Source organism: Flavobacterium sp. TMP13 (genome assembly GCF_050847115.1).
GTDB lineage: Bacteria > Bacteroidota > Bacteroidia > Flavobacteriales > Flavobacteriaceae > Flavobacterium.
Map to the genome: position 1 here is coordinate 3266800 of NZ_CP193656.1, position 24477 is coordinate 3291276.

The window sequence follows — 24477 nt, forward strand, 5'->3', positions numbered from 1 at the left end:
TAGGATAAATATCAGTTTCAATATCAAAAAAAACATTTCCTATTCACGGCTCTCAAATAAGATAAAATTCTAAATCGAGTTACTATCAATTGTATGCAATTCAAAATCAGCATACAACTTTAATATAGCCGCAACCGACCATGCTTGTTGAATGCATCCTTTTCCGTCAAGCGGAAGGGCACCATCAAAGATTTCAGAAATGCAATGCAATCCGTTCTCAACATAAAAATGCGCTCGCAGTTCTTTTAATTCATCAACTACACGCTTTCTATTTTCTTCTGAATTACCGTATAACTTAAAAAAAGCTTGGTAATACTCACCTAACAGAAACGGCCAGACCGTACCTTGATGGTAAGCATGATCTCTATTCCATTGATTTCCCTCGTAAACCGCTATAAATTGAGCATCATCTTCGGCTAAAGTTCGCAAACCAAATGGAGTCCATAATTTGTACTTGAGCGCTTCAAAAATTATCTTTTGCTGCGCTTGATTTAAAACTGTAAAAGGCAAACTCAAGGCATAAATTTGATTGGAACGAAAACTAGTATCTGCTGAAGTATTTGGAACAATAACATCATATAATGTTCCTTCAGAATTGATAAAGTACTTCGAAAAATTAACCTCAAATGAAGAAATAACTTCTAAGAACTCGTGATTTAATTCGTGATTTAATTTTTTGCAAAATAACTTATAAATCTGCAAAGCGTTATACCAGAGCATGTTTATTTCTACAGGACAACCTATTCTGGGTGTAATTACGGTACCGTCAACAATTGCGTCCATCCACGTTAATTGTACACCTGCTTGACCTCCGTACAAAAATCCTTGTTCTGTTACGTGAATATTATATCTTGTCCCGTCAAGATGCGCTTGTAAAATCGATTGTAGAATACTGCTGTTTTGCTCCATAAATTCCGTATCTGCAAAACGCTGATGATACTCGTATAAAGCCACAAAAAGCCAAAGTGTTGCATCTATTGTATTGTACTCTACTTGATCAGAAGCGTTGTCTTGAAATCGATTTGGCAACATTCCCTGATCTACATATTCGAGAAAAGTTTTTAAGATAGATTTTGATGCTTTTTGATCGCCAACCGAAATGGTCAAACCTCGCATTGCAATCATCGTGTCTCTTCCCCAGTCTGAAAACCAATGATAACCGGCAATTATCGAATCGCTTTGAGTCGATTGTCGGTACACCAAAAACTGCTTGCCCGACGCCAATAAATCAGTATAAAAACCTTCATTTTTTGGAGAATAAAAGTCTTCTGAAGCTGTAATAGTCTTTTTATACTTTTGACTTATAGCTACCGATTTTGTTATTTCATCTACAGAAAATGACAGTATAATTTCTTCGTCAGGTTTCAACCTGCATGTCACATAGCCTATTCTGTAATAATCAGTCGAATCAGGTAAACCGCGTTCCTTCTCTACTGCTAATTGTATGTCTTTGTACCACGATCTATTTTCCGTAAATATACCTTTACTCCAAGCAGTAAAGAACGGTTGTGCACCATATTTGGCATAGGTTTTAAAACTATTTTCACTGAACTCAGAATAGAAATCAGTTTCGGTATTTTCTTGAAAAGTAGTATGAAAATCAGCAAAGGAATAAAGCGGATGCAGCTCCAAATCGATGGTTTGATCTCCTACGTTTTTATAATAAATTAAAGTAGTATTTTCTTTTTGTGGCATCAAAACGTTCTTCACCACTTTCCAATTTTCTCCTTGATAATTCCATTTGGGAAAAGGTTTAGGTTCAAAATTTTTCAAATAATCTAGCCCTTTAGGATAAATAGTTTCTTTATATTGATTACAAGAGAGATCATGATACATTTCATTTATTAAAACGCGCTCTTCAATTTTCGCCAAAAAAGTTTTACGATTCGTTGGTGGTTCTAAAGCGGCAATTAGTAGGCCGTGGTAACAACGCGAATTGCTTCCTGCGACAGTTCCCGAAGCATACCCTCCTAAACCATTGGTAATAATCCACTCTTTTTGCATTGCATCTTCGACCATATTACTGAATTTCATTAATTAAATTAGCTACCAAAGCACTCCAACCCGTTTGATGCGAAGCTCCGACACCTCGTCCGTTTTCTCCACTGAAATATTCGTAAAACAAAATCAATTCTTCAAAATTTGAATCTCTGTATTGCTCAGCGTGTAGTTGATTAATTGGCCGGTTTCCATCAGCATCTTTCTCAAAAACACTTATAATTCTTTTACTCAATTCGATACTAATTTGTTTTAAATCCAATTCATTGGTGGCGTTGTTTGGAAAGGACACTTTTACTAAATCGGTGTACTTATAATATTCAACTAAGGCTTGAATAAAAAGATAATTCAGCGGCATCCAAACGGGTCCCCGCCAATTTGAATTCCCTCCAAAAAGTGAACTCGTCGACTCAGCGGGCTCATAATTGATACAATACTTAACACCTTGAATCGAAATGTTGTATGGGTCCTTATGAATTTTGGATAATGAACGCAGCCCATGCGGACTCAAAAATTCATTTTCATCTAAAACTGTTTTAGCTAATATTTGCATTCGGTCTTTGGGAACAAGCGACAACAATAAATCACCTCCAGCGGCATATTCTTGAATAACGGGAAATTTTAAATTATCAGCCCGGTGCTTTTTAAACCAATCCACACTTTTGCTAAACTTAGGCAACTGATCGAGTGTTTCTTTTTTAATGCACAATAAAGCTACCATCGCCAATAAACTCGCTATAGAACGTACTTTTATCGGTATATATTCGCCATCGGGCATTACCAATTTATCGTAAAAAAAACCATCAACTTCATCCCAAGTTCCTACATATTCTTTACTTATTTGATTTAAAGCTTCGGCAATAAAGACAAAATGCCCAAAATACTTGGTCGCCATATCTTCATAGGTTTCGTCGACCATTGCGATTTCTAAACTCATTTCTAGCATATTCAAACAATATAAAGCCATCCAGGAGGTACCATCTACTTGCTCTAACTTTCCCTTTCCAAGAATTCCGTGACTGCGATCAAAAACTCCAATATTATCTAGACCTAAAAAGCCTCCTTCAAATACATTATTTTCGTTCGTATCCAATCGATTGACCCACCATGTAAAATTAAGTGCTAATTTGTTGAACATTCTCTTTAAAAAATTAACATCACCTTTGCCTGTTTTGTCGCGATCATTTTTAAAAATTTGCAAAGCAGCCCAAGCCTGAACTGGCGGATTAACGTCGCTAAAAGACCACTCGTAAGCTGGTATTTGCCCGTTAGGCGCCATATACCATTCTTTTGTAAAAAGCAATAACTGATTTTTGGCAAAATCGGGATCAATAAGCCCAAAAGTCACGCAATGAAAGGCCAAATCCCAAGAGGCATACCACGGATATTCCCAAGCATCAGGCATCGATATAATATCATGGTTTCTAAGTGTTTTCCAATTTGTATTGCGTCCTTCCCAACGTTGCTCTGGCGGTTTTGGTTGCTTTGGATCACCTAAAAGCCACGTTTCTACATCGTAATTATAATATTGCTTACTCCACAACAAACCTGCAAAAGCTTGTTTTTGAATTTGTTGGTGTTCTTTATTTTTAGATTTTGTGATTGCGGCATAAAAAGCATCAGATTCTGCAATCCGTTTTGAAAAAGTAGCATTAAAACTTGAATCAAACGGATTTTCTAACTCTTCTTTTGACAGTCGCAGTTGAATGGTAACCGAACTCTTACCTTCGACGCAAACTACATATAACGGCGCAAATTTAGTTCCGGCTGTTTTAGTAGAACTTAAGGTAAAATCGTTATTTATAATCGCGTCATGAAAAAAATCTTTCTTGAAAGGTTGGCTGTTTGCCGTCCCATAAATGCGTTCGCTATTGGTTTCGTTTTCGGTAAATAAAAGTCGATCTGCTTGATCAAAATAAAAATTATAATCGCCAACATATTCGTGTGATACAGAAACGTAGTCATTTCCGTTTTTCGTTTCTCTCTTTATGACAGGTTTATTTTCTTGTTCTCTAAAGCTCCAATAATTACGAATCCACAGCGTTGGTACAACGTGAATATCAGCTGCAAATTCATGTCGGTTCTCGATTGTAATTTTGATTAAAATATCTTCAGAATCGGCTTTAGCATATTCGGTAAATACATCAAAATATTGATTGTTTTCAAAAATTCCGGTATCTAATAATTCAAATTCTAAATCATCTTTACCACGCTTTTTGTTTTCGCTAACCAAACAATCGTATGGAAATTCGTTTTGAGAGTATTTGTACAAATGTTTCATGTACGAATGCGTAGGTGTGTTTTCAAGATAGTAGTACAATTCTTTTACATCTTCACCATGGTTTCCTTCTGGTCCGGTTAAACCAAAAAGACGTTCTTTTAATATTGGATCTTTGCCATTCCATAAAGTAACGCCAAAGCAAACATTGCAATACTTGTCTGAAATGCCAGCCATACCGTCTTCACCCCAACGGTATGTGCGACTGCGAGCGTGGTCGTGCGGAAAATAGTCCCATGCACTTCCATCCACGCTATAATCTTCACGAACAGTTCCCCATTGTCTTTCACTCAAATACGGCCCCCAATGCAACCAGTCTTTATCTTTCTTATAATTTTCGTCGATTCTATTTTGTTCTTGCAAATGCATAGTTTGTTTTTTTTTTGAATTAGCCGTTAGTCGTAAAACCAGGATAACAAGTCATTCCGCCATCTACGAAAATGGTCGTTCCGTTAATGTATTCAGATTCATCTGAAGCCAACCATACGGCTGTGCTACCAATATCTTCTGGAACACCAATTCGTTTGTACGGAATTAATTTATTTAAGTCATTTAATGCTTCTGGATTTCCCCAAACGTTTTTGTTGATTGGGGTTTGTATCGCTCCAGGAGCGATGCTATTGCATCTTATTTTATGTGGTGCATATTCTTGACATATACTTTGCATTAGCATATTAATCGCTCCTTTACTCGCCGCATAGTTAGCATGACCAGCCCAAGGAATTAACTGATGAACTGAACTCATTTGGATAATTTTGCCGAGGGAGCGGGATACTTCTGGACGCATACCTCGATGTAAAAATTCACGAATTGCTTCTCTAGCACACAAAAATTGTCCGGTAAGATTCACATCCAACACCAACTGCCAGTCTTTTAATTCCATTTCGTGTAAGGCAGCATCGCGTTGCAAACCTGCGTTTGGAACACAAATATCGACCGTTCCAAAGTGATTAATCGTTTGTTTAAATAGTGCTATAACTTCGCTTTCTTTACTCACATCGCATTTTACAGCAATCGCATCACCGCATAAATTATCAATTGAAATTTTATGAGCAATTTCTTCTGCAATTTCTGGATGCGATACGTAATTAATAACCACATTGGCTCCATCTCGACCAATAGCTGTAGCGACTGCTTCTCCAATTCCAGAATTAGCACCTGTTACTATACACGTTTGATTGGAAAGTCTATTATTTGGTTTTTGCATTTGAACTGTTTTAGAATTATCTGTTGAGCAAAATTATTTAGGAAAATATTTCTCATCAAACTGAAGTAATACTACTTTCATTATCATAAACTTACAAAAATTACGTGCTGCAGTTCGTACAGAAAGTGCTAAAATAATTGTAAAATATTCAGCACGACAATCCTATTGAAGAATAACCGCGATCGGATCAACGATATTTTTGGAGAAAAATTAAGAACGTTTAAAACGAAAAAAAGGTCTGACTTTTTTACAAGTCAAACCTTTTTTTTATAATTTATAAATAAATAACACTTATCTACTCCACTCTGAAATACTGTCTTTATTCATTTTTACATAATCTTGATTTCCTGCGGCTTCAGAAGCAGCTAATGAAACTTTAGCAGTTGAGATTGCACCATTTTTATCTCCTTGTCTCGCTTGAATCAATGATTTTAAACGATTATAATAAAACGGCTGTTCTTTAGTTAAATCCAAAGCTTTGTCTACATATTCTCTCGATTTGTTGATATCGCCTTTTATTTGATATAGGTACTGCGCTGCTGCAAAGTAATCTGCTGCTGTCGGCCCAGAAAGGACTCTTTCCATACTTTCAGACGCTATTTTTGCAGTTGGCACATCAAATTTCATAGATACTGAAGAATTCTCCCAAGCAATATCTAAATGTGCATAGTTAGAGTTTGGATCAATATTATTAATTCCTACCGTAAAAGTCTCTACAGCTTTGGATAAAGATTCTTCCTTAACCGTTGTTTTTAAAGCTACGTTGGCCTCGCTATATTCTTCTGGTAATCCCCAGTTATCTGTCGTTTTGTAAAAAATAACATCCCAACTTTCAATTCTCGGAATGGTATATAAAGCATATTTTCCTTTTTTCAATGTCTTGCCATCAATAACAATATCATCACTAAAAGATATAATTGTATTTTCGTTCGCACCTGTTCTCCACAATTTCCCAAAAGGTACCAAATTACCAAAAACAGCTCTACCTCTAGCACTTGGTCTAGAGTACACTATTTCTACATCTGTCAAACCAACGACCTGACTTACAACTCCTTTTGGACTAGAAGCTGGTGTTTTAATTTGTGCTTGCAAAGCAAATGGCGCTAAAATAATCGCTAGTGCAAAAAATAATTTTCTCATGATAGTTTATTTATTTGTTCAAATTTACAAATACAAAAGAATATCGCTAGTTAAATTAAACCTAATATCTTACTGTAATTGTGCTATGTTTTTAAAATTTAATTCCGAAAAATGTTTAATTACTAAATCTGCTAAACTGAGATCCTGCATTTTCGAATGTTCACTGTCGTAACCGATACAAAAAATTCCTGCTGCATTGGCTGCTTTAATTCCGTTGGTACTGTCTTCAATTACTATACAATTCTCTTTTGGCGCAGTCGATAACGAAGCAGCATGCAAAAAGATTGCGGGATCAGGTTTTGATTGCGGAAAATCTTCACCACTTACTATATCAGTAAAATATTGGTGTAAATTAAACCGATTAAAAACTCGTGCAATTGTTACTTTCGAAGCGGACGATGCCAAAATCAATTGTATGCCGTTGCCATGCAAATCCTTTATCAAATCCTCTACTCCGTCCAACAAATACAAATCTTCTTTGGTGTCAAAAGCATCATTAAATATAGCTCTTTTACGTTGAATCAAATCCTCTACTTCGTGCGAAATAACAAATGATTCCTTTAATCTTTGAAACGTGTTTCGAGTCGAAAATCCTGTAAACGAAGCATACATTTCATCAGTAACCTCAATTCCTAATTCTTTAAATTGCTCATGATACGCGTAGTAATGTACCGGTTCGGTATCAACAATCACGCCATCCATATCAAATATTACTGTTTTTATCATTTTTTATTTTTTTTATTTTTTTCAGGGCTCAAATACGTATAGCTTTTTTTAAAGCAGTAAAAGTATACGGTGATTGTGTAAATGATTTTCTTTTAATTATAATTCATCTATTGAATTTAAAGATTAAAATTTGAATACTAAAGCCTTACTACTCACTTATCTCTTTTCAACAAATAACGAATTGCAGTTTCAGCCGCATACAAACCAAATAATCCAGGCATGTAACTGTTGGTACCGTAAAAAGACTTTTTAAAATTAGACCCATCAGTTAGTTTCAAACTATTTTCATCTTGAATTTCAGAAGAGAAAACTACTTTTAATTTATTGATATTTACTTCCTTTAAACGCTTACGAATCGTTTTGGAAAAAAAACAATTCATTGTATTTGAGATATCAGCAACTTTTACTTTTGAAGCTATCATTTTTCCACCTGCTCCCATGCAACTGATAATTTTTACTCTATTTCGTTTGGCACCCATTATCAAATTTAATTTTGGTGTGATGCTATCGATGCAGTCTATTACGTAGTCAAATTCTGGAATAACAATTTCAAAAGCTCGTTCGGGAGATAAAAACTCTTCTACTCGAGTCAATTGCAATTCTGGATTAATATCCATCAAACGATCGCCAACAATAGTTATTTTAGCTTGTCCAATTGTCGAATGCAACGCAGGTAATTGTCGGTTTATATTGGTAATATCAACCACATCTCCATCAACAATAGTCATTTTTCCAACTCCAGCTCTTGCTAAAAATTCGGCTGCAAAAGAGCCAACTCCGCCCATACCAACGATTAAGACGTTAGCATTTATTAAATTATTTAATCCTTCTTTTGTATATAAAAGCTCGGCTCTTTCCGTCCATTCTGCCATACGTAATGTGTTTTATTATTTTGTTTAGAAATAAGGATTCTATCTTATCTCTGAAATACATTTTTAAAATTAGCTGCAATGGTAGCTTGCAACTCAATAATTGATTTATTTTTATATTTTGCTGCCAATGCATATACTTCCTCGATTGATTCAGACAACGTATCCGTTTCTAAGAAAAAACGCTCGTCTGGTATCTTCTGAAAAACACTTTCTAATTCTGGGTTTTTTAGTAAGTATTTTCCAAAGGAAAGATAGAAACCGTTTGCTAGAAGTCGTTGTGCCACTTGCGTGTTTTTTGAAAAACCATGAATAATAAGCGGAACACTAATTTTTAACTTTTTTGCAATAGCAATTACCTCTTGAAAAGCGGCAACGCAATGAATAATCACTGGTTTTTGATGTTTTTCGGCTAATAGCAGTTGTTGTTCAAAAACTTTTTCTTGTAGTTCAAAAGCGACTTCAATTCGTTTGTCTAAACCGCATTCTCCTAAAGCCAAACAGTTTGCAGTTTGCAGTTTTTCTTCAATTACTAGTAGCTCAGCAGCAATTGAACTTTCTTCAATGTACCACGGATGAATTCCTATTGAATAAAAAGCTATTTTTTCATCAAATTCCTTTGGATATTGATTCACTAAATCCAAAACACCTTCTTTGACTAAAGATTGATGGGTGTGACAATTAAAAAACTGCATTAGTTGTGAAATTTTTTAACGCCAGCTTCAATTGCAACATTAAGATCATTTTCTAAAGGAACAATCGGACACGAATATTTAGAATTATATGCGCAATACGGATTATAAGACTGATTAAAATCGATTACGATAGTGTCATCTTTTGGAATTTTTAAATCAATGTATTTTCCTCCAATGTAACTTTCCTTTCCCGAAGTAAGATCAGAAAAAGGTAAAAACAAATGCTCTTCGTAACCTGGCTTTTTAGAAAGTTCTATATTTTGATATATACTTAATTTCAAATTCTGTTCATCGATGCTAAAATAAAGAGTGCCGTATTTAATGTACTTTGGGGTTCTTGCAGTCGAGGTGTTCATATCAAATGGCTTTTCCCCTTTTGATCTAATTAATTTTGCCGTCACGATAAATTTTTCATCAATTGAATAAAAAGCTAATCTTTGAAAATCTTTTAAATCTTCAGCCAATAGCGGGCTGGTTGCAGCATCTGCATATTCAGCATTAATTTTTGTTTGAAATCGCTGTGATTCGCTTGTACTAAATGCAGCTTGTGCCAAAGTAATTTGAGCCAGTAGAAAGAACAAAATCACAATACTTTTTTTCATTCTATTATTTTTAGCAAAAATACTTTAAAAGAAACAAAGCCACAAGGTTAGTGAAGTACAAACTTGTTTAACTTTGCACCGATATTTTATGACTTAATGCGAACAACTGCTTTTCAACGTTATCTTAATAATTTTCGTGGATTTTCTAGAGAAATCTGGATTTTAGCACTTATCACTTTCATCAATCGCGCAGGAACGATGGTACTTCCTTTTTTATCTAAATATCTCAAGGAAGATTTAAACTTCACTTATAATCAAGTCGGATGGATTATGGTTTGCTTTGGACTTGGCTCGATGTTAGGCTCTTGGCTGGGCGGTAAATTATCTGATAAAATTGGCTTCTACAAAATAATGGTGTTTAGTTTATTTTCTAGCGGATTGTGTCTTTTTACAATACAATACATCACTTCTTTCGCAGGATTATGTTTTGGAATGTTCGGAATTATGGTTCTTGCCGATATGTTTCGACCTGCTATGTTTGTTTCGCTCGGCGCGTACGCCAAACCCGAAAACAGAACACGAGCTTTGACCTTGGTTCGCTTGGCCGTAAACTTGGGTTTTGCTGCTGGCCCCGCTTTAGGTGGTTTAATCATTATGAACATCGGGTATAATGGTTTGTTCTGGGTAGATGGAACCTCTTGCATAGTTGCCATTACTGTTTTTGCATTATTGGTAAAAGAAAAGAAAAAGTCGGCATTTGAAAATCACGACGAAGAAAAAGCGGTTACAACATCGGTATTTAAAGATAAAGTATTCTGGGCTTTTTTGTTTGTGAGCTTTGCTACTGCAATGATTTTTTTTCAATTGTTTACCTCTTTACCTCTGTACCACAACGAAAAATTTGGCTTGTCTGAACTGCAGACTGGCTTATTAATGACCTTAAATGGCTTGTTAATTTTTGCACTAGAAATGCCAATTGTTGGATATCTAGTTAGAAAAGACAGTTCTAAAATTAAAATTGTTTTGTGGGGAACTTTTTTAATGGCGACCAGTTTTTACACCTTACTTTTTAATTTTTGGGCAGGAATGCTTGTAATTGCCATGATCTTGATTTCTATAGGAGAAATTTTTGCTTTTCCATTTGCCAATGCTTTTGCTTTAAGTCGTGCTCCAAAAGGACAAGAGGGTCGCTACATGGCATTGTACACTATGAGCTTTAGCTTGGCACATATTGTTAGCTCGAAAGTTGGATTCGAAATTATTGCAGATCTTGGCTATCAAGCGAACTGGTTTTTTATGGGAACCTTGGGATTAATAGCGGTTGCTTGCTGCTATTGGGTTCAAAACTTATTGAGATCGGAGAAACAAATTTTTAAATAAAAAATACCATTCGATATTTATTATATCGAATGGTATCTAATTTATTCTTCTCTTTTTATTCTTCTCTTTTTATTACTTTCCGAGCTACTTCAATTTTAAATTTTTTGCCCTTCATTTTTTCGTCTCTGACATTTTTTAGCAAATCTTGTACTTTATTAAATCTGACTGCTGCAAACGAAATAAAATCTTTGACTTCTATTAAACCTAAATCTCCTTTTTCTAAATTCCCTTTTTGAGAAAAGAAACCAACAATATCAATTTTATTTAATTTATTTTTCTTTCCACCACTAACGTATATGGTCTGAAATTCGGGTGGTTTTGGTAAAGTAGTGGCAGCACTTACATCCATCACATCCATTTTATAATCAACGTAGTCCAGCTTTTTTTCACTTTCGTGAATTAATACATACGCTGTCCCTTTTGCTTGCATACGAGCAGTACGACCATTTCTATGGGTGAATTCTTCTTCTTTTAAAGGCAAGTGGTAATGAATAACATGTTTCATCTCTGGAATATCCAAGCCTCGCGAAGCCAAATCAGTCGTAATTAAATAACTCATGCTACCATTTCTAAACTGAATCAATGCGCGTTCTCTTTCGTCTTGGTCCATGCCGCCATGATAATACGTCGAATAAATACCTTTTTCGTTTAAAGTGTCGCTAATGCGCTCTGCAGCGTCACGGTGATTGCAAAAAACTATCGCTGCTTCTGATTTTAAAGAACAAATCAAATTAAATAGGGATCCCAATTTATCTTTATCCTTTGATACCACTAACTTTGTAGAGAGATTGATTTTCTCTTCCTCAGTCAAGAAGTCCAAGACGGTAGGATTGATCACTCTTGTATATTTTGGAATTTCAATATCAGAAGTAGCAGAAACCAAAACACGTTTGTTTAGTTTGCTCAATTTTCCGATGATAAAAGACATTTGTTCGTGAAATCCTAATTGCAACGACTTATCAAATTCATCTAAAATTAAAGTCTGAATTTTATCTGTTCTAAACGTTTCTCTGTCGATATGATCTGCTATTCTTCCTGGCGTGCCAATTAAAACTGCTGGCGGATTACTTAAGTTCTTAATTTCGGTATCGATCGAGTGGCCTCCGTAACAAATATTGACTTTGTAATCGGTTGCCATTTTTTTCCATACTTGCTCAATTTGCAATCCCAATTCTCGTGAAGGAACCAAAATTAAACATTGTACCGATAAAATTTCTGGTTGTAATAACTGTAAAACAGGTAATAAAAAAGCTAACGTTTTACCCGAGCCCGTTGGAGATAACAATAACGTATTGTTGTCATTCAAGATCGTATCTTGAGCAACTTCTTGCATTTCATTCAGGTTTGAAATCCCTAAATTAGAAAGTATATTTTTTGTATTCATGCGACAAAGGTAAAAGATTCTGTGAAGAAACTAATGTCTAATTTTTTAAAATAAAAAATGGGGTTTAGAAAACCCCATTTTAAAATATAATAGTTAAAGCGAAACTTAAACAGTCACTTTGTTTTTTACAACTAATCTAAAACCTTCACCGTGAATGTTTAAAATTTCAACGTTTTCATCCGGTTTTAAGTATTTTCTAAGCTTAGCAATATAAACGTCCATACTTCTTGAAGTAAAGTAGTTATCATCTCTCCAAATTTTTGTCAAAGCTAATTCTCGTGGCATTAAGTCATTCTCATGTAAAATAAGCATTTTCAATAACTCATTTTCTTTCGGAGACAATTTAGTTGGCTCATCCGTATCAAAGGTTAAAAATCTCAATTTTGAATTCAAATGGAATCTCCCAATATTAAATTCGAACTGTACTTGTTCTGTTTTGATGTCAGATGATTTTCTTTGAATAATTGCTTTAATTTTCATCAATAAAACTTCTGAATCAAAAGGCTTATTCAAGTAATCGTCAGCACCAGCTTTATATCCTTTCAACACATCCTCTTTCATAGATTTTGCAGTTAAAAAAATAATTGGCACTTCGCTATTTTTTTCACGAATTTCCTTTGCTAATGTATAACCATCTTTATACGGCATCATCACATCCAAAATACAAAGATCGTATACATCTTTTTTGAATTTTTCAAATCCTTCCATACCATTCTTTGCCAGAGTAACGTCAAAGTCATTCAACATTAAGTAGTCTTTAAGAACCGCTCCAAAATTAAGATCATCTTCTACTAAAAGTATTCTTTTATTGTTATTTTCCATAATATTAATTTATTAGTGGTATTTTTATTATAAAGGTACTACCCTTCCCTTTTTCGCTTTCTACATAGACTTGACCATTATGATCTTCTACTATTCTTTTTACGTACGACAGTCCTAAACCGTGTCCTTTTACGTTATGTAAATCTCCTGTATGTTCTCTATAAAACTTTTCAAAAACGCGCTTCTGAGCAACTTTACTCATCCCTTGACCGTTATCTTTGATTTTTATCAGAATCATGTCTTTAACATTTTCTGTGAAAATTTGAATCTCAGGAACAGTTGGCGTGTATTTTATTGCATTTTCTAAAATATTTACGATCACGTTTGTAAAATGTACTTCGTTAACCAAAGCAGTTGTTCTCAAAGCACCAAAATTCGTACTTACTTTTCCGTGTCTGTCTTCTAATATTAAGCTTACATGCTCAATAGCATCATTAATAATATCTTCAATATTAACAGGATCTTTTGTAATGTCTAATTCTCGCTTCTCTAATTTAGATATACGCAAAACGTTTTCTACTTGCGCATGCATTCGCTTATTTTCATCACGAATCATCTGTAAGTACCTAAAAACCTTTTCTTTATCATCTATAATCTTCGGGTTTTTAATCGCATCCAAAGCTAAATTGATCGTTGCAATGGGTGTTTTAAACTCATGCGTCATGTTATTGATAAAATCTGTTTTAATCTCATCAATATGACGTTGTCGGATCAACTGATTTAATGCACTAGAGTACGCGATTATTATGATTAATGTAAAAATAATTGACAGTATTGTAATACTAACTAACTCCGATAATAAGAATCGTTTTTTATGAGGAAACGTGACCATCAGCTCATATTTACTATTTCCTTCATTATCAGTAAATACTGGAATGGTATAGGTTAAATCCCTAATAAACGCAAAATTGGAGGATTTTATTTTAGTAGCAATTCCACTACTGTAAATACCAAATTCAAATTTTGTCTTTACTCCGTACTCTTCTAATTGTTTCTTTAATAATTTTTGAACTTTATCTGATGAAACTCTTTCATTAATTGGCATTGCAGAAGCAATGTCTTTATAGAAAATTTCGAACTGCGCATTATCTAATATTTCTAAGTTACCCGATTTCTCAATCTTCACATCTGGAATAACACTTACATCAAGAGAAGAATTATCTATTGAATTGTCATTAAAAACTTCGGTAACCCGCTTAGAGCTAAAGTTTTTGAATCGTTCATTATTAAATCTTTTGTCAAAGAGCGAGCCGTTGATTTTGTAATCCTCGGTTATAATGCTATTGGAGTAAACAATAGTTTTATTGGTCTTTCTGTTTTTTTGAATATAAAAAAATTCAGACAAATCATCTCGCTGAGGCAATTTTCCTGTACTGTCTTTTATGTGGTTGTACTTGTCGTAAAAACTATAAGCTTCTTGCTGTTGTAACTTTTGCGCAACTTCTCCAATAACCTGTTTTACATGAAATTTGAATTGTTCGTCATTGTTTTGAAACGAATTATTAAACCAATAAACCTGAACTAGTATAATTCCTATTAAAGAGAGACTCATTAATAGAACTAGTATTCTAAAAAATAATTTATTCATCGAAACAAAATTAATATTTTAACATTATACAGAATAATGCATTAACCAAATATTAACATTTAAGAATCATTTTGTTTAATATCTAAAATTTTAAGAATTTTAACAATTTCTTGTTTTACCGCAACTATATCAATGTTATTGATTACAAAATTGCTTTTTTCGGAACGTTGTAGGTCATTCCATTGCATATTTATCCGATTTAAAACTTCCTCCTTTGACGAATTATCTCTTTGCATAACCCGTTGAATTCTAACATCCACTGGAGCATTTACGGTAATTATGTAATCACAATCCCTATAACGTCCACTTTCAAACAAAATAGCTGCTTCATAAATGACATATAATTGATCATTATGGCCCAACAACCACTTTTCAAAATGCTTTTTTACTGCGGGATGTACAATTTCGTTCAACAGTTTTAGTTTTTCAGCATCATTAAAAACAATGGCGGCCAATTTGGCTCTATTTAGTTTTCCATCGTCAAAAATACTGCTGCCGAACTTTTTAAAAATAGCCGAGACAAGTTCTTCTGACTGCATTAACTGCTTTGCTTCATCGTCTGCAATGTAGACTGGAATGCCATATTCGGCAAACATTTTAGCAATTGTGGTTTTACCACTTCCAATTCCTCCCGTCAAACCGATTATTTTTGTCATATTATATTCTGAAAAATAAATTAGGAAAAGCTTCTTGCGGTTTCTTTCTTAAAACAATTACCTTAATAAAGGATTCTAAAAAACCGACTCCGTAACCGTAAAATTGTTTCCATACTGCCACAACTGAAAGTGCTCCAATTTTTAAACTTTTATTTTTAAAAGTAGAAACCAGAAAAATAAATACAAAATAGACAAAATACAATTGCAGCAACCAATCGTGATTGATGAGCATTAAAAACGCGGCAACAACCAACCCAATAATAAAAATTGTTGGAAAAAAGAACGTAATTTTACTGTACTTTGGGTACCAACTGTTTAAAATAGGTCGCGCTTTGCCAAATTTATTTACTTGAATACTAAATTTTTCCCAGTCAATTCTGCGTTTGTGATACACATAGGCATCTGAAAAAAGTCTAGTTTCAAAACCTAAGTTCCACAACCGAATAGTCAAATCTGGGTCTTCGCCTGGGTGAATATTTCCAAATCCGTTAGATACTTCAAATGCTTTTTTAGACAATCCCATATTAAAACTACGGGGCTGAAATTTTCCTATTTTTTCAGAACCTCCTCTTATTCCGCCTGTTGTTAAAAAGGAAGTCATCGCAAAATTGATCGCTTTTTGAATATCCGAAAAACTATCTAACGCTCTATCTGGACCACCAAAACAATCAACATAATTGTCATTTAAGGCTTTTTCAACTTCTAACAAATAAGTGGACGGAATAATACAGTCCGAATCAAAGATGATAAAATAATCACCTTGTGCTTTTTCCATTCCGAAATTTCGAGAGGCACCAGGTCCTGAATTCTCTTTAAAATAATACGAAATTTTCAATTTATTCGAATACTTTTCGGCTATTTCCAAACAGGGAATTGTCGAGCCATCTTCTACCAAAACTACCTCAAATGGTTTAGAATATTCACTTGATGATAAACTTTGTAAAAGCTCATCTACCTCGTCAGGACGATTGTAAACAGGAATAATTAAGGAGAAAAACATATGCGATAATTGGTATTATTTATTAGAATAATTTACTAAAATTTAGCGCAAAGATAGGATATATCATAAAAAAACCATCACCTAAAAAGATGATGGTTTTGTTGCAAAAAATATATTTTATTACTATTTAGTAAAGTCTTCTAAAATCGCTTGACTTACTCCCATGTTTGAGAATCCTCCGTCGTGATACAGATTCTGTAAGGTAACTTTCTTAGTTAGATCAGAAAACATAGAAACAATGTAATTGGCACAATCTAAAGCAGATGCGTTTCCTAACGGCGCCATTTTTTCAGAAAAAGAAATAAACTCATCAAATCCTTTTACTCCATTTCCAGCTCTTGTTGGCGTTGGAGATTGCGATATCGTATTGACACGCACTTTTTTATCTCTACCAAAAAAATAACCAAAGCTACGTGCTACTGATTCTAAATAGGCTTTGTTATCTGCCATGTCATTGTAATCAGGAAAAACACGTTGAGCAGCCATGTAACTCAGTCCAACAATACTTCCCCATTCGTTCATTGCATCTTTTTTATACAAAACCTGCATCACCTTGTGAAAAGAAAGGGCCGAAACCTCCCACCCTTTTTGAGTGAAATCGTAATTCTCATCCGTATAATGATTGCCTTTTCTAACATTGACAGACATACCGATAGAGTGCAATACAAAATCGATTTTACCTCCCAAAATTTCAACCGCTTGATCAGCTAAATTTTCTAAATCTGTTACAGATGTAACGTCCGCTGGAACCACTTTTGAGTTGGTTTTTATAGCCAACGCATCAATAGAACCCAAACGCATTGCGGCAGGAGAATTCGTTAAAACAAAGATACCACCTTCTTCAAAAACGCGCTCAGCTGTTTTCCATGCGATAGAATTTTCATCCAATGCACCAAAAATAATACCTCTTTTTCCCTTTAGTAAATTATACATTGTTGTTTTTTTCGAATTAAGCTATACTTTCGATCTTCACGACTTCATTCGTCTCAGCGTCGTAATCTACACCTTCAAAGGCAAATCCGAACAAGTTTAAAAAGTCATTTTTATATCCCGCTAAATCTCCAAGTTCTCCTAAATTTTCAGTTTCGGCTTGCTTCCATAACTCTGCTACTTTTGCTTGTACATCGTCGCGCATTTCCCAATCGTCGATACGAATTCTTCCTTTATCATCTGTTGGAACTGCATTACCTGAATACAATCTGGCTTGAAACAAACGCTGAATTTGCTCAATACAACCTTCATGTAAACCTTCTGCTTTCATGATTTTATATAACAATGAAATATACAATGGTATTACAGGAATTGCAGAACTCGCTTGCGTAACCAATGCTTTATTTACAGAAACATACGCTTTACCATCTATGTCTTTTAGACTATCAGTTATTTCAAAAGCAGTTGCTTCTAAATGATCTTTTGCACGACCGATTGTCCCTTTTCTATAAACTGCCTCCGTTACTGATGGCCCTATATACGAATAAGCTACAGTTTGAGCTCCAGGAGCCAACAAATTAGCGGCTTTTAATTGATCAATCCACATTGCCCAGTCTTCTCCACCCATAACTTGAATGGTATTGGCAATATCTTCTTCAGTTGCTGGCTCAATTGAAACTTCAGAAACTTTTCCAGTATGAAAATCTACTGTTTTATTTGAAAAAGCACCTCCAATTGGCTTCAATGTAGAACGGTGTAAAACGCCAGTAGTGGGGTGTTGGCGTACTGGTGAGGCTAAACTATATATAATCAAATCTACTTGTCCTAAATCAGCTTTGATTAAGGCTAGCGTCTGATTTTTAATTTCATTAGAGAATGCATCTCCATTGATACTTTTAGCGTACAAACCTGCTTGGTGTGCTTGTTTTTCAAAAGCGGCAGAATTGTACCATCCTGGTGAAGCTGTCTTTCCTTCTGTTGGAGGTTTTTCGAAGAAAACGCCAATAGTTGCGGCATCAGAACCAAAAGCACTTGTTATTCTTGAAGCCAATCCAAAACCAGTTGAAGCACCAATTACTAATACTTTTTTAGGTCCGTCAATAGCACCTTTTGACTGTACATATTTAATTTGATTTTTAACATTTTGCTCGCAGCCATCAGGATGTGATGTCAAACAAATAAATCCGCGCATTCTTGGTTCTATGATCATACTATATAACTATTTTAATTTTTATAAAAATAAATATTATGTTTTATTCACTTTTTACGAAGTGATAAACCGTATTTTTTAACGGACAAATATAGCCCAATTTTTTAGTTCAACAACGCTTTAGCATGATTTAAAGCCGAATCAGAAACAACTGATCCCGATAACATTTGCGCTATTTCTACCACTCGTTCTTCTGGGCTTAATAATTTTAATTCAGATTGTGTATCGTCAGCAGTGGATGATTTGAAGACTTTAAAATGCGCACCACCTTTAGCTGCAATTTGAGGCAAATGGGTAATTGCAAATATTTGCATAGTCTTACTCATTTCCTTCATAATTTCGCCCATTCTAATGGCAATTTCTCCAGAAACTCCGGTGTCAATTTCATCAAAAATAAGTGTTGGTAATTTAGAATATTGTGCTAAAATTGCTTTTACAGCCAGCATAATTCGAGACATTTCTCCACCCGAAGCCACTTTTTTGAGTAATCCGAAATCAGTTCCTTTATTGGCAGAAAATAAAAATTGTAATTCTTCTTTTCCGTTAGTGAAATAAGTTTCAGAAGGAATCAATGCCATATTAAAACGAACATTGGACATTCCTAAAGTTTCTAAAATTGTAACTAGCTTTTGAGATAAAACTGGAATCGCTTTGTCTCTATTTTTATGGATTTTATCTGCAAGACTATCTAAATCAATCGTTTTTCTCTCAATTAATTTGGAGTACGTTACAATATCCTCTTCTAAACTTCCTAACTCTAAAACCGTGCTTTCTAATTTACTTTGAACTTCAATTAATTCATCGACAGAATTTACTTGATGTTTCTTTTGCAAATTAAATATTAGCTGTAATTTTTGACTTAGAAATTCCAATCTCGAAGGATCATTCAATAATTTTTCTGAAGCACTTTCTAACTCTTTGGAAACGTCATCAAAGTCTATTGTAATACTTGAAATTCGTTCCAAGAAATCATTATATTCAGTCGCGAATGGTGCAATTTTCTGCAACGCTACTTTTATTTCATTCAAACTATGAAAAACACCAAATTGCTCCTCATTTGCCAGAAGCAATGACTTATCAATGGATTCTTTTATAATTTCAACGTTGTTTAATTTCTCGTACTCTTCTTCTAATTCTTCTTGTTCTCCAGACTTGAGCTTGGCTTCTAATAATTCACTCAGTAAAAATGTATTGTATTCTTGCTCTTTTGCTGATTCTGTTTTTCTTTTCAGCAAAGCATTCAATTTACTTTTGTCAGCTTTATAGGTTTTTAGTATCGTTTGATATTTCGTAATACTTTCAGAATTATTAGCAATCGCGTCAATGATTTTAAACTGAACCCCTTCGTCTGATAATTCTTGCGTTTGTTGTTGGGAGTGAATGTCAATTAAAAACGTGCTTAACTCTTGCAATTCTTGCAGATTTACAGGACTGTCATTGATAAAAGCACGGGATTTGCCTGAAGGTAGAATTTCTCTTCTTATAATAGTGTCATTTTCATAATCTAGATCATTCGCTTCAAAAAAAGATTGCAAATTATATTTTGAGACGTCAAAATGCGCTTCAATAATACACTTTTCGTCTTTATTTTTCAAGGAAGCTAAATCAGCTCTTTTTCCTAAAACCAATCCAATAGCGCCAAGAATAATCGATTTTCCCGCACCCGTTTCTCCAGTAATAATAGAAAATCCAGTAGAAAAATTAATCGCTAATTTTTCTATAAGTGCATAATTTTTTATTGAAAGTGAGGTAATCATATAGTATAAGTAAAGATTTTGGTAAGAAGAAAATGAAAGCAAGAAGCCGTTAAAATTTAATTTCTGACCATTTCGTTGCATTCAAGGGCGAAACTCTATTTAAAGTATCGACTAAATCGGTAATAGGAATAGTGGGTCCACCAGAAAAAATAGAAACAATTTCATCTGATTTCGCATCAAAAAAAACACGAGTTAAAAAGGCATTTGGTTTAACTGAATTTATCTTTTTTATATTCAAAATAGCGGTAACAATTTTTTCTTTAGCGACTTTTTGATCTTGTGTCATTAAATCTAAGGCCGTATTATAAGCATACGAAGTTTGACGCAGCTCATTGTACATTGAAGCCAACATATCATTAATTAAATAATATCTGTTTTGTGTTCCATCAGCTTGCGTCCAACCTTTATAACTACCTTGTTGTGCAACATTAGCAATGTTTTGCGCAATTTCAAAGTAGCGATTTCCTCCTAATGGTGCAAAACTATCTGCATCCATTCCTAGAATGATATAACTATAGAAGGACAAAACAGATACTAAATTACCGTCGTAAGTCGTTGGGTTAAATAATAAATTCTGAAATTCACTATAATTAAAATTAAAATCTTTGTCGTTAAAATTAAAAATCGGAGAAGAGTACGTCGAATTGTACACTAAGCGTGATGACTGTATTTGAATCGTGCCTGAATACTGATCTGAATTTTGTGATGCTAAAGTTATGTACATAGAGCAACTAATTTTCTCATGTTGCTTTAAAGCAGCACCAGTCCAATCGGTATTATTTACAAAATCGGCAATAGATGTTTCTAACGTTTTGTAAACTTGCTGATTTGTATTGGATAACATTTGGGTATTGATAGTAACCGTACAATTAAGTTGTTGCGCGTTTGCAATACCTAAACAAAAAAAGGCTAGTACAGCAATGAATTTATTCATAAAAATGAGCAATGACTTTGTTTAAAATATCTGTCGCAACAGCTTCTTTCGGTTTTAAATCCATCGGCTCTAAAAAGAAATTTTTATCAATAAAAGTTACTTTATTAGTTTCTTTTTTAAAGCCAGCACCTTCGTCTTGTAACGAATTTAAAACAATCAAATCTAAGTTTTTTTTCTGAATTTTCAGCTTTGCATTCTCAATTTCATTTTCAGTTTCCAAAGCAAAACCAATCAAAAGTTGATTCTTTTTAATCTGACCCAATGAAAAAAGTATGTCCTTTGTTTTTTCTAATTGAATTGTAAAATCATCCGTACTCTTTTTAATTTTTTGAGTTGCAACTGTTTTGGGTTTGTAATCTGCTACTGCTGCTGCTGCAATTGCAACATCAACCGAATCAAAAACAGCATGACAAGCGTCGTACATTTCTTCCGCAGAAGTAACTGAAATTAACTCAATTGAACTGTTTGTTATTTTACAATGAGTTGGTCCAGAAACCAAAATTACCGATGCACCTAAATTAGCTGCTTCATTGGCAATGTCATAGCCCATTTTTCCAGAAGAGTGATTGCCAATAAAACGTACTGGATCAATCGCTTCATACGTAGGTCCTGCAGTTATTAAAATTTTCTTTCCCCGCAATGGTAGCTTACTTTGAATATCCTTTTCTAAAAAAATAAGTATATTTTCTGGTTCAGCCATCCGTCCTTCACCAGATAATCCACTAGCTAATTCTCCGTTTTCAGCAGGAATAATTACATTGCCAAATGTTTCTAAGGATAAAAAATTGGCAAGAGTTGATGGGTGCTTGTACATATCCAAATCCATTGCCGGAGCAAAATAGACAGTACATTTTGCCGATAAATAAGTAGCTAATAATAGGTTATCGCAAGTACCACTAACCATTTTAGATAAGGTGTTTGCTGTAGCTGGTGCAATGACCATGAGATCGGCCCACAATGCCAACTCGACGTGATTGTTCCATTGAGCATTTTGATCCTCTTCATAGTAAAAAGAAGAATGAACTGGATTTTTTGAAAGAGTCGATAATGTAAGTGGGGTTACAAAATCCTTAGAAGCAGGTGTCATTATCACTTGGACATGTGCACCTGCTTTTATAAAGAGCCGTACTAAACTGGCGGTTTTATAGGCAGCAATTCCACCAGAAATTCCTAGCAAAACTTTCTTACCGTTTAAAACTGACATAATAGTATTATTTATTTGAACTTCTGTAGTAAGTTTTACCATCTAACCATTCTTGTACTGACAAAGCATGTGGTTTAGGTAATTTTTCGTAAAATTTAGAAACTTCGATTTGTTCTTTATTTTCAAAAACTTCTTCAAGGCTATCATTATAAGTCGCAAATTCTTCTAGCTTTTCAGTCAACTCTTTTTTAATCTCAGAGTTAATTTGATTTGCTCTTTTAGCCATAATGGTAATCGCTTCATACACATTACCAGTTGGTTGCTCAATAACTGTCTTGTTGTAAGTTATTGTATTTACTGGAGCATTCGTCTTTTTTAAATCCATGACTTTAAATTATATTTTAAATTTTTCTAAATCTGTATCAATTCTGGCATTCATTTCTGCTGCCTTTTCTTTGTATTTCGTTTCACTGTTAAACTTCATTAAATTATTATATGAAGTTTTAGCAACATTAAGACGATCATTCATTTTATCATAAACACTATTGATAGCCAATTTATAAGCAGAATCATACTTGTAAAACAAAGCATCTTCTTTATACATAGTACCTGGAAAATCGGCAATAAAATTATCAAAAGCAACTAAGGCCGACTTGTAATCGGAAATAGTATTGTACTGCTTTGCAATTTCGAATGACTTTTTTTCTAATTTATCTGTCAAAACTTTCATTGTAGCATTGGCTTCAACGATGTATTCAGAGTTTGGATAATTATCAATAAAATTTTGCGTTTTCTCAATCGCTTTGTAGGTATCTTTTTGATCCAGACTATATACCGGCGAAAGCATTGAATAACTTTTGGCTGATAAGTAAGCTGCTTCTTCAACTTTTTCACTTCGTGGGTAACCTGCAGCAAAACTTTCAAATTGATATCCTGCTAAATAATATTGCTTCGTGTTGTAATAGGCCTTCGAAAACATGTAAAACAATTTTTCTGCTTGCGGCTTTCCTTTGTAACTTGGCGCTAATTGTTCGAAAAGTCGTATCGCTTTACTATATTTACCCGCTTCATATAATTCTGTTGCCAGAGCAAATTTAGTTGCAACATTATCACTTTTAAGTGCTTTTTGATAATCACTACACGAATTTAAAAGGACAACAAGTGCAAACAGCCATACTATTTTTTTCATATTCTTAACTTTTATTATGATCTAAAGGATTTTTTTACCCAATAGCAATCACACCGAAGTTTCGGTGGCAAATTTAGTTATTAATTTAGCTACTACAAAATATTTTTCTGCTTATTAAAAAGCATTCAAAATTAGTGGTATTAAATGTTCTTTTTTAAAAATTTTTCTATTCTTTGAGATAAATCTTCCTCTACTTTTACCAATGGCAAACGCACGGTATTATCAGCAATACCAAGACATTGAAACACTTCTTTGATTCCGGCCGGGTTTCCTTGTTCAAAAATCATATCAATACATTCGTCTAAAACATATTGTATTTTAAAGGCTTCATTTACTTTTCTATTTAAACCTAAACGAATCATTTCTGAAAATTCTTTTGGAAAACCTTGTCCAATTACCGAAATAACACCCGCACCTCCTGCTAACACCATCGGTAAAGCGATCATATCATCTCCAGAAATAACTAAGAAATGAGCTGGTTTATTTTTTAAAATTTGCATTGCTTGAACGAGATCTCCTGCTGCTTCTTTTATAGCTACAATATTGTCAAAATCGTTTGCTAAGCGCAAAACAGTTTTAGGCAACATATTGCTAGAAGTTCTACCTGGAACATTATATAAAATTATCGGAATAGGAGAAGCTTCTGCAATAGCTTTGTAATGTTGGTAAATGCCTTCTTGAGTCGGTTTACTGTAATAAGGAGAAACAGAAAGAATAGCTTCAAAAGCGCTTAGGTCTCTCGTTTTTAATTCCTTTACTACTTCTGCCGTGTTGTTCCCACCAACTCCCAAAACCAAAGGAAGTCGTTTTTTATTTGCAGCAACCACTGTAGTGATAACAAGCTCTTTTTCGTCTGCTGATAAAGTTGCATTTTCAGCTGTGGTTCCCAAAATTACAAGATACTCAATTCCTCCATCAACACAAAAATTCACAATTCGTTGCAGTGCTTCTGTATCTACCGAAAAATCTTTGTTAAATGGAGTCACCAGCGCAACACCTGTCCCTATTAATGATTGCATAATTCTTAA

At 34.1% G+C, this 24477-nt stretch carries 22 protein-coding genes; 1 reads left to right on the forward strand and 21 read right to left on the reverse strand.

Annotated features, from left to right (window positions below; translation table 11 throughout):
* Positions 1–69 precede the first annotated feature (69 nt).
* From ACRASX_RS14085 to ACRASX_RS14120, 8 genes are all read right to left on the reverse strand, one after another.
* Positions 70–2034 carry an amylo-alpha-1,6-glucosidase gene (locus ACRASX_RS14085; RefSeq protein WP_432221688.1) on the reverse strand — a complete coding sequence of 655 codons (1965 nt, stop codon included), beginning with the start codon at positions 2032–2034 and terminating at the stop codon, positions 70–72.
* Positions 2021–4645: an MGH1-like glycoside hydrolase domain-containing protein gene (locus tag ACRASX_RS14090; RefSeq protein WP_432221689.1), complete on the reverse strand. Its 2625-nt coding sequence runs from the start codon at positions 4643–4645 to the stop codon at positions 2021–2023. Before ACRASX_RS14090 ends, ACRASX_RS14085 begins: the two co-directional genes overlap by 14 nt.
* 19 nt (positions 4646–4664) lie before the next feature.
* Positions 4665–5483, reverse strand: coding sequence for an SDR family oxidoreductase (locus ACRASX_RS14095; RefSeq protein ID WP_432221690.1), 819 nt, complete (start codon positions 5481–5483; stop codon positions 4665–4667).
* Between the two features lie 291 nt (positions 5484–5774).
* A complete protein-coding gene (locus tag ACRASX_RS14100; RefSeq protein ID WP_066306869.1) occupies positions 5775–6623 on the reverse strand; it encodes a DUF2911 domain-containing protein in 849 nt (282 codons plus the stop codon).
* 69 nt (positions 6624–6692) lie between these two features.
* Positions 6693–7349, reverse strand: a complete 657-nt coding sequence (locus ACRASX_RS14105; protein WP_432221691.1) for an HAD family hydrolase — start codon at positions 7347–7349, stop codon at positions 6693–6695.
* Positions 7350–7501: 152 nt separating this feature from the next.
* A complete protein-coding gene (locus ACRASX_RS14110; protein ID WP_066306873.1) occupies positions 7502–8221 on the reverse strand; it encodes a tRNA threonylcarbamoyladenosine dehydratase in 720 nt (239 codons plus the stop codon).
* A gap of 44 nt (positions 8222–8265) precedes the next feature.
* Positions 8266–8913: a TatD family hydrolase gene (locus ACRASX_RS14115; protein WP_432221692.1), complete on the reverse strand. Its 648-nt coding sequence runs from the start codon at positions 8911–8913 to the stop codon at positions 8266–8268.
* Positions 8913–9515: a DUF1684 domain-containing protein gene (locus ACRASX_RS14120; RefSeq protein ID WP_432221693.1), complete on the reverse strand. Its 603-nt coding sequence runs from the start codon at positions 9513–9515 to the stop codon at positions 8913–8915. Before ACRASX_RS14120 ends, ACRASX_RS14115 begins: the two co-directional genes overlap by 1 nt.
* A 96-nt stretch (positions 9516–9611) precedes the next feature.
* Between ACRASX_RS14120 and ACRASX_RS14125 the strand changes: the two genes are divergently transcribed.
* Entirely contained in the window at positions 9612–10835 is a 1224-nt protein-coding gene (locus ACRASX_RS14125; protein ID WP_066306877.1) for an MDR family MFS transporter, read from the forward strand.
* 55 nt (positions 10836–10890) lie between these two features.
* Here ACRASX_RS14125 and ACRASX_RS14130 read toward each other — a convergent pair whose 3' ends face one another.
* From ACRASX_RS14130 to dapA, 13 genes are all read right to left on the reverse strand, one after another.
* Entirely contained in the window at positions 10891–12219 is a 1329-nt protein-coding gene (locus ACRASX_RS14130) for a DEAD/DEAH box helicase (RefSeq protein WP_432221694.1), read from the reverse strand.
* 105 nt (positions 12220–12324) lie between these two features.
* Positions 12325–13041 (reverse strand): response regulator transcription factor, encoded by a 717-nt coding sequence (locus ACRASX_RS14135; protein ID WP_066306881.1) that lies wholly within the window; start codon positions 13039–13041, stop codon positions 12325–12327.
* A gap of 4 nt (positions 13042–13045) precedes the next feature.
* Complete coding sequence (locus ACRASX_RS14140) at positions 13046–14629, reverse strand: sensor histidine kinase (RefSeq protein WP_432221695.1); 1584 nt, start codon at positions 14627–14629, stop codon at positions 13046–13048.
* A 59-nt stretch (positions 14630–14688) separates the two neighbouring features.
* On the reverse strand, positions 14689–15285 hold the full coding sequence (gene coaE, locus ACRASX_RS14145; RefSeq protein ID WP_432221696.1) for a dephospho-CoA kinase: 597 nt from the start codon (positions 15283–15285) through the stop codon (positions 14689–14691).
* 1 nt (position 15286) lies between these two features.
* Positions 15287–16285: a glycosyltransferase gene (locus ACRASX_RS14150; protein ID WP_432221697.1), complete on the reverse strand. Its 999-nt coding sequence runs from the start codon at positions 16283–16285 to the stop codon at positions 15287–15289.
* A gap of 123 nt (positions 16286–16408) precedes the next feature.
* A complete protein-coding gene (locus ACRASX_RS14155; protein WP_432221698.1) occupies positions 16409–17218 on the reverse strand; it encodes an enoyl-ACP reductase FabI in 810 nt (269 codons plus the stop codon).
* Positions 17219–17234: 16 nt separating this feature from the next.
* Positions 17235–18425 (reverse strand): enoyl-ACP reductase FabV, encoded by a 1191-nt coding sequence (gene fabV, locus ACRASX_RS14160; protein WP_432221699.1) that lies wholly within the window; start codon positions 18423–18425, stop codon positions 17235–17237.
* 104 nt (positions 18426–18529) lie between these two features.
* Positions 18530–20182: a DNA repair protein RecN gene (gene recN, locus ACRASX_RS14165; RefSeq protein ID WP_432221700.1), complete on the reverse strand. Its 1653-nt coding sequence runs from the start codon at positions 20180–20182 to the stop codon at positions 18530–18532.
* A gap of 49 nt (positions 20183–20231) precedes the next feature.
* Positions 20232–21116 (reverse strand): DUF4835 family protein, encoded by an 885-nt coding sequence (locus ACRASX_RS14170; RefSeq protein ID WP_066306890.1) that lies wholly within the window; start codon positions 21114–21116, stop codon positions 20232–20234.
* On the reverse strand, positions 21109–22320 hold the full coding sequence (coaBC, locus tag ACRASX_RS14175) for a bifunctional phosphopantothenoylcysteine decarboxylase/phosphopantothenate--cysteine ligase CoaBC (protein ID WP_432221701.1): 1212 nt from the start codon (positions 22318–22320) through the stop codon (positions 21109–21111). The genes ACRASX_RS14170 and coaBC overlap by 8 nt, the downstream gene beginning before the upstream one ends.
* Positions 22321–22327: 7 nt before the next feature.
* Positions 22328–22645: a DNA-directed RNA polymerase subunit omega gene (locus ACRASX_RS14180; RefSeq protein WP_066306893.1), complete on the reverse strand. Its 318-nt coding sequence runs from the start codon at positions 22643–22645 to the stop codon at positions 22328–22330.
* Between the two features lie 9 nt (positions 22646–22654).
* Positions 22655–23449, reverse strand: a complete 795-nt coding sequence (locus ACRASX_RS14185) for an outer membrane protein assembly factor BamD (RefSeq protein ID WP_066306894.1) — start codon at positions 23447–23449, stop codon at positions 22655–22657.
* A gap of 140 nt (positions 23450–23589) precedes the next feature.
* A complete protein-coding gene (gene dapA / locus ACRASX_RS14190) occupies positions 23590–24468 on the reverse strand; it encodes a 4-hydroxy-tetrahydrodipicolinate synthase (RefSeq protein WP_432221702.1) in 879 nt (292 codons plus the stop codon).
* Positions 24469–24477: the final 9 nt, after the last annotated feature.

Bases quoted from the DNA above. Each gene is read 5' to 3' on its own strand.
- ACRASX_RS14180 (WP_066306893.1), bottom strand. From the start codon at position 22,645: ATGGATTTAAAAAAGACGAATGCTCCAGTAAATACAATAACTTACAAC.
- ACRASX_RS14095 (WP_432221690.1), bottom strand. From the start codon at position 5,483: ATGCAAAAACCAAATAATAGACTTTCCAATCAAACGTGTATAGTAACA.
- dapA (WP_432221702.1), bottom strand. From the start codon at position 24,468: ATGCAATCATTAATAGGGACAGGTGTTGCGCTGGTGACTCCATTTAAC.
- ACRASX_RS14140 (WP_432221695.1), bottom strand. From the start codon at position 14,629: ATGAATAAATTATTTTTTAGAATACTAGTTCTATTAATGAGTCTCTCT.
- ACRASX_RS14105 (WP_432221691.1), bottom strand. From the start codon at position 7,349: ATGATAAAAACAGTAATATTTGATATGGATGGCGTGATTGTTGATACC.
- ACRASX_RS14135 (WP_066306881.1), bottom strand. From the start codon at position 13,041: ATGGAAAATAACAATAAAAGAATACTTTTAGTAGAAGATGATCTTAAT.
- coaE (WP_432221696.1), bottom strand. From the start codon at position 15,285: ATGACAAAAATAATCGGTTTGACGGGAGGAATTGGAAGTGGTAAAACC.
- ACRASX_RS14090 (WP_432221689.1), bottom strand. From the start codon at position 4,645: ATGCATTTGCAAGAACAAAATAGAATCGACGAAAATTATAAGAAAGAT.
- ACRASX_RS14185 (WP_066306894.1), bottom strand. From the start codon at position 23,449: ATGAAAAAAATAGTATGGCTGTTTGCACTTGTTGTCCTTTTAAATTCG.
- ACRASX_RS14100 (WP_066306869.1), bottom strand. From the start codon at position 6,623: ATGAGAAAATTATTTTTTGCACTAGCGATTATTTTAGCGCCATTTGCT.
- ACRASX_RS14120 (WP_432221693.1), bottom strand. From the start codon at position 9,515: ATGAAAAAAAGTATTGTGATTTTGTTCTTTCTACTGGCTCAAATTACT.
- ACRASX_RS14110 (WP_066306873.1), bottom strand. From the start codon at position 8,221: ATGGCAGAATGGACGGAAAGAGCCGAGCTTTTATATACAAAAGAAGGA.
- ACRASX_RS14125 (WP_066306877.1), top strand. From the start codon at position 9,612: ATGCGAACAACTGCTTTTCAACGTTATCTTAATAATTTTCGTGGATTT.
- ACRASX_RS14170 (WP_066306890.1), bottom strand. From the start codon at position 21,116: ATGAATAAATTCATTGCTGTACTAGCCTTTTTTTGTTTAGGTATTGCA.
- ACRASX_RS14115 (WP_432221692.1), bottom strand. From the start codon at position 8,913: ATGCAGTTTTTTAATTGTCACACCCATCAATCTTTAGTCAAAGAAGGT.
- ACRASX_RS14155 (WP_432221698.1), bottom strand. From the start codon at position 17,218: ATGTATAATTTACTAAAGGGAAAAAGAGGTATTATTTTTGGTGCATTG.
- coaBC (WP_432221701.1), bottom strand. From the start codon at position 22,320: ATGTCAGTTTTAAACGGTAAGAAAGTTTTGCTAGGAATTTCTGGTGGA.
- ACRASX_RS14085 (WP_432221688.1), bottom strand. From the start codon at position 2,034: ATGAAATTCAGTAATATGGTCGAAGATGCAATGCAAAAAGAGTGGATT.
- fabV (WP_432221699.1), bottom strand. From the start codon at position 18,425: ATGATCATAGAACCAAGAATGCGCGGATTTATTTGTTTGACATCACAT.
- ACRASX_RS14130 (WP_432221694.1), bottom strand. From the start codon at position 12,219: ATGAATACAAAAAATATACTTTCTAATTTAGGGATTTCAAACCTGAAT.
- recN (WP_432221700.1), bottom strand. From the start codon at position 20,182: ATGATTACCTCACTTTCAATAAAAAATTATGCACTTATAGAAAAATTA.
- ACRASX_RS14150 (WP_432221697.1), bottom strand. From the start codon at position 16,285: ATGTTTTTCTCCTTAATTATTCCTGTTTACAATCGTCCTGACGAGGTA.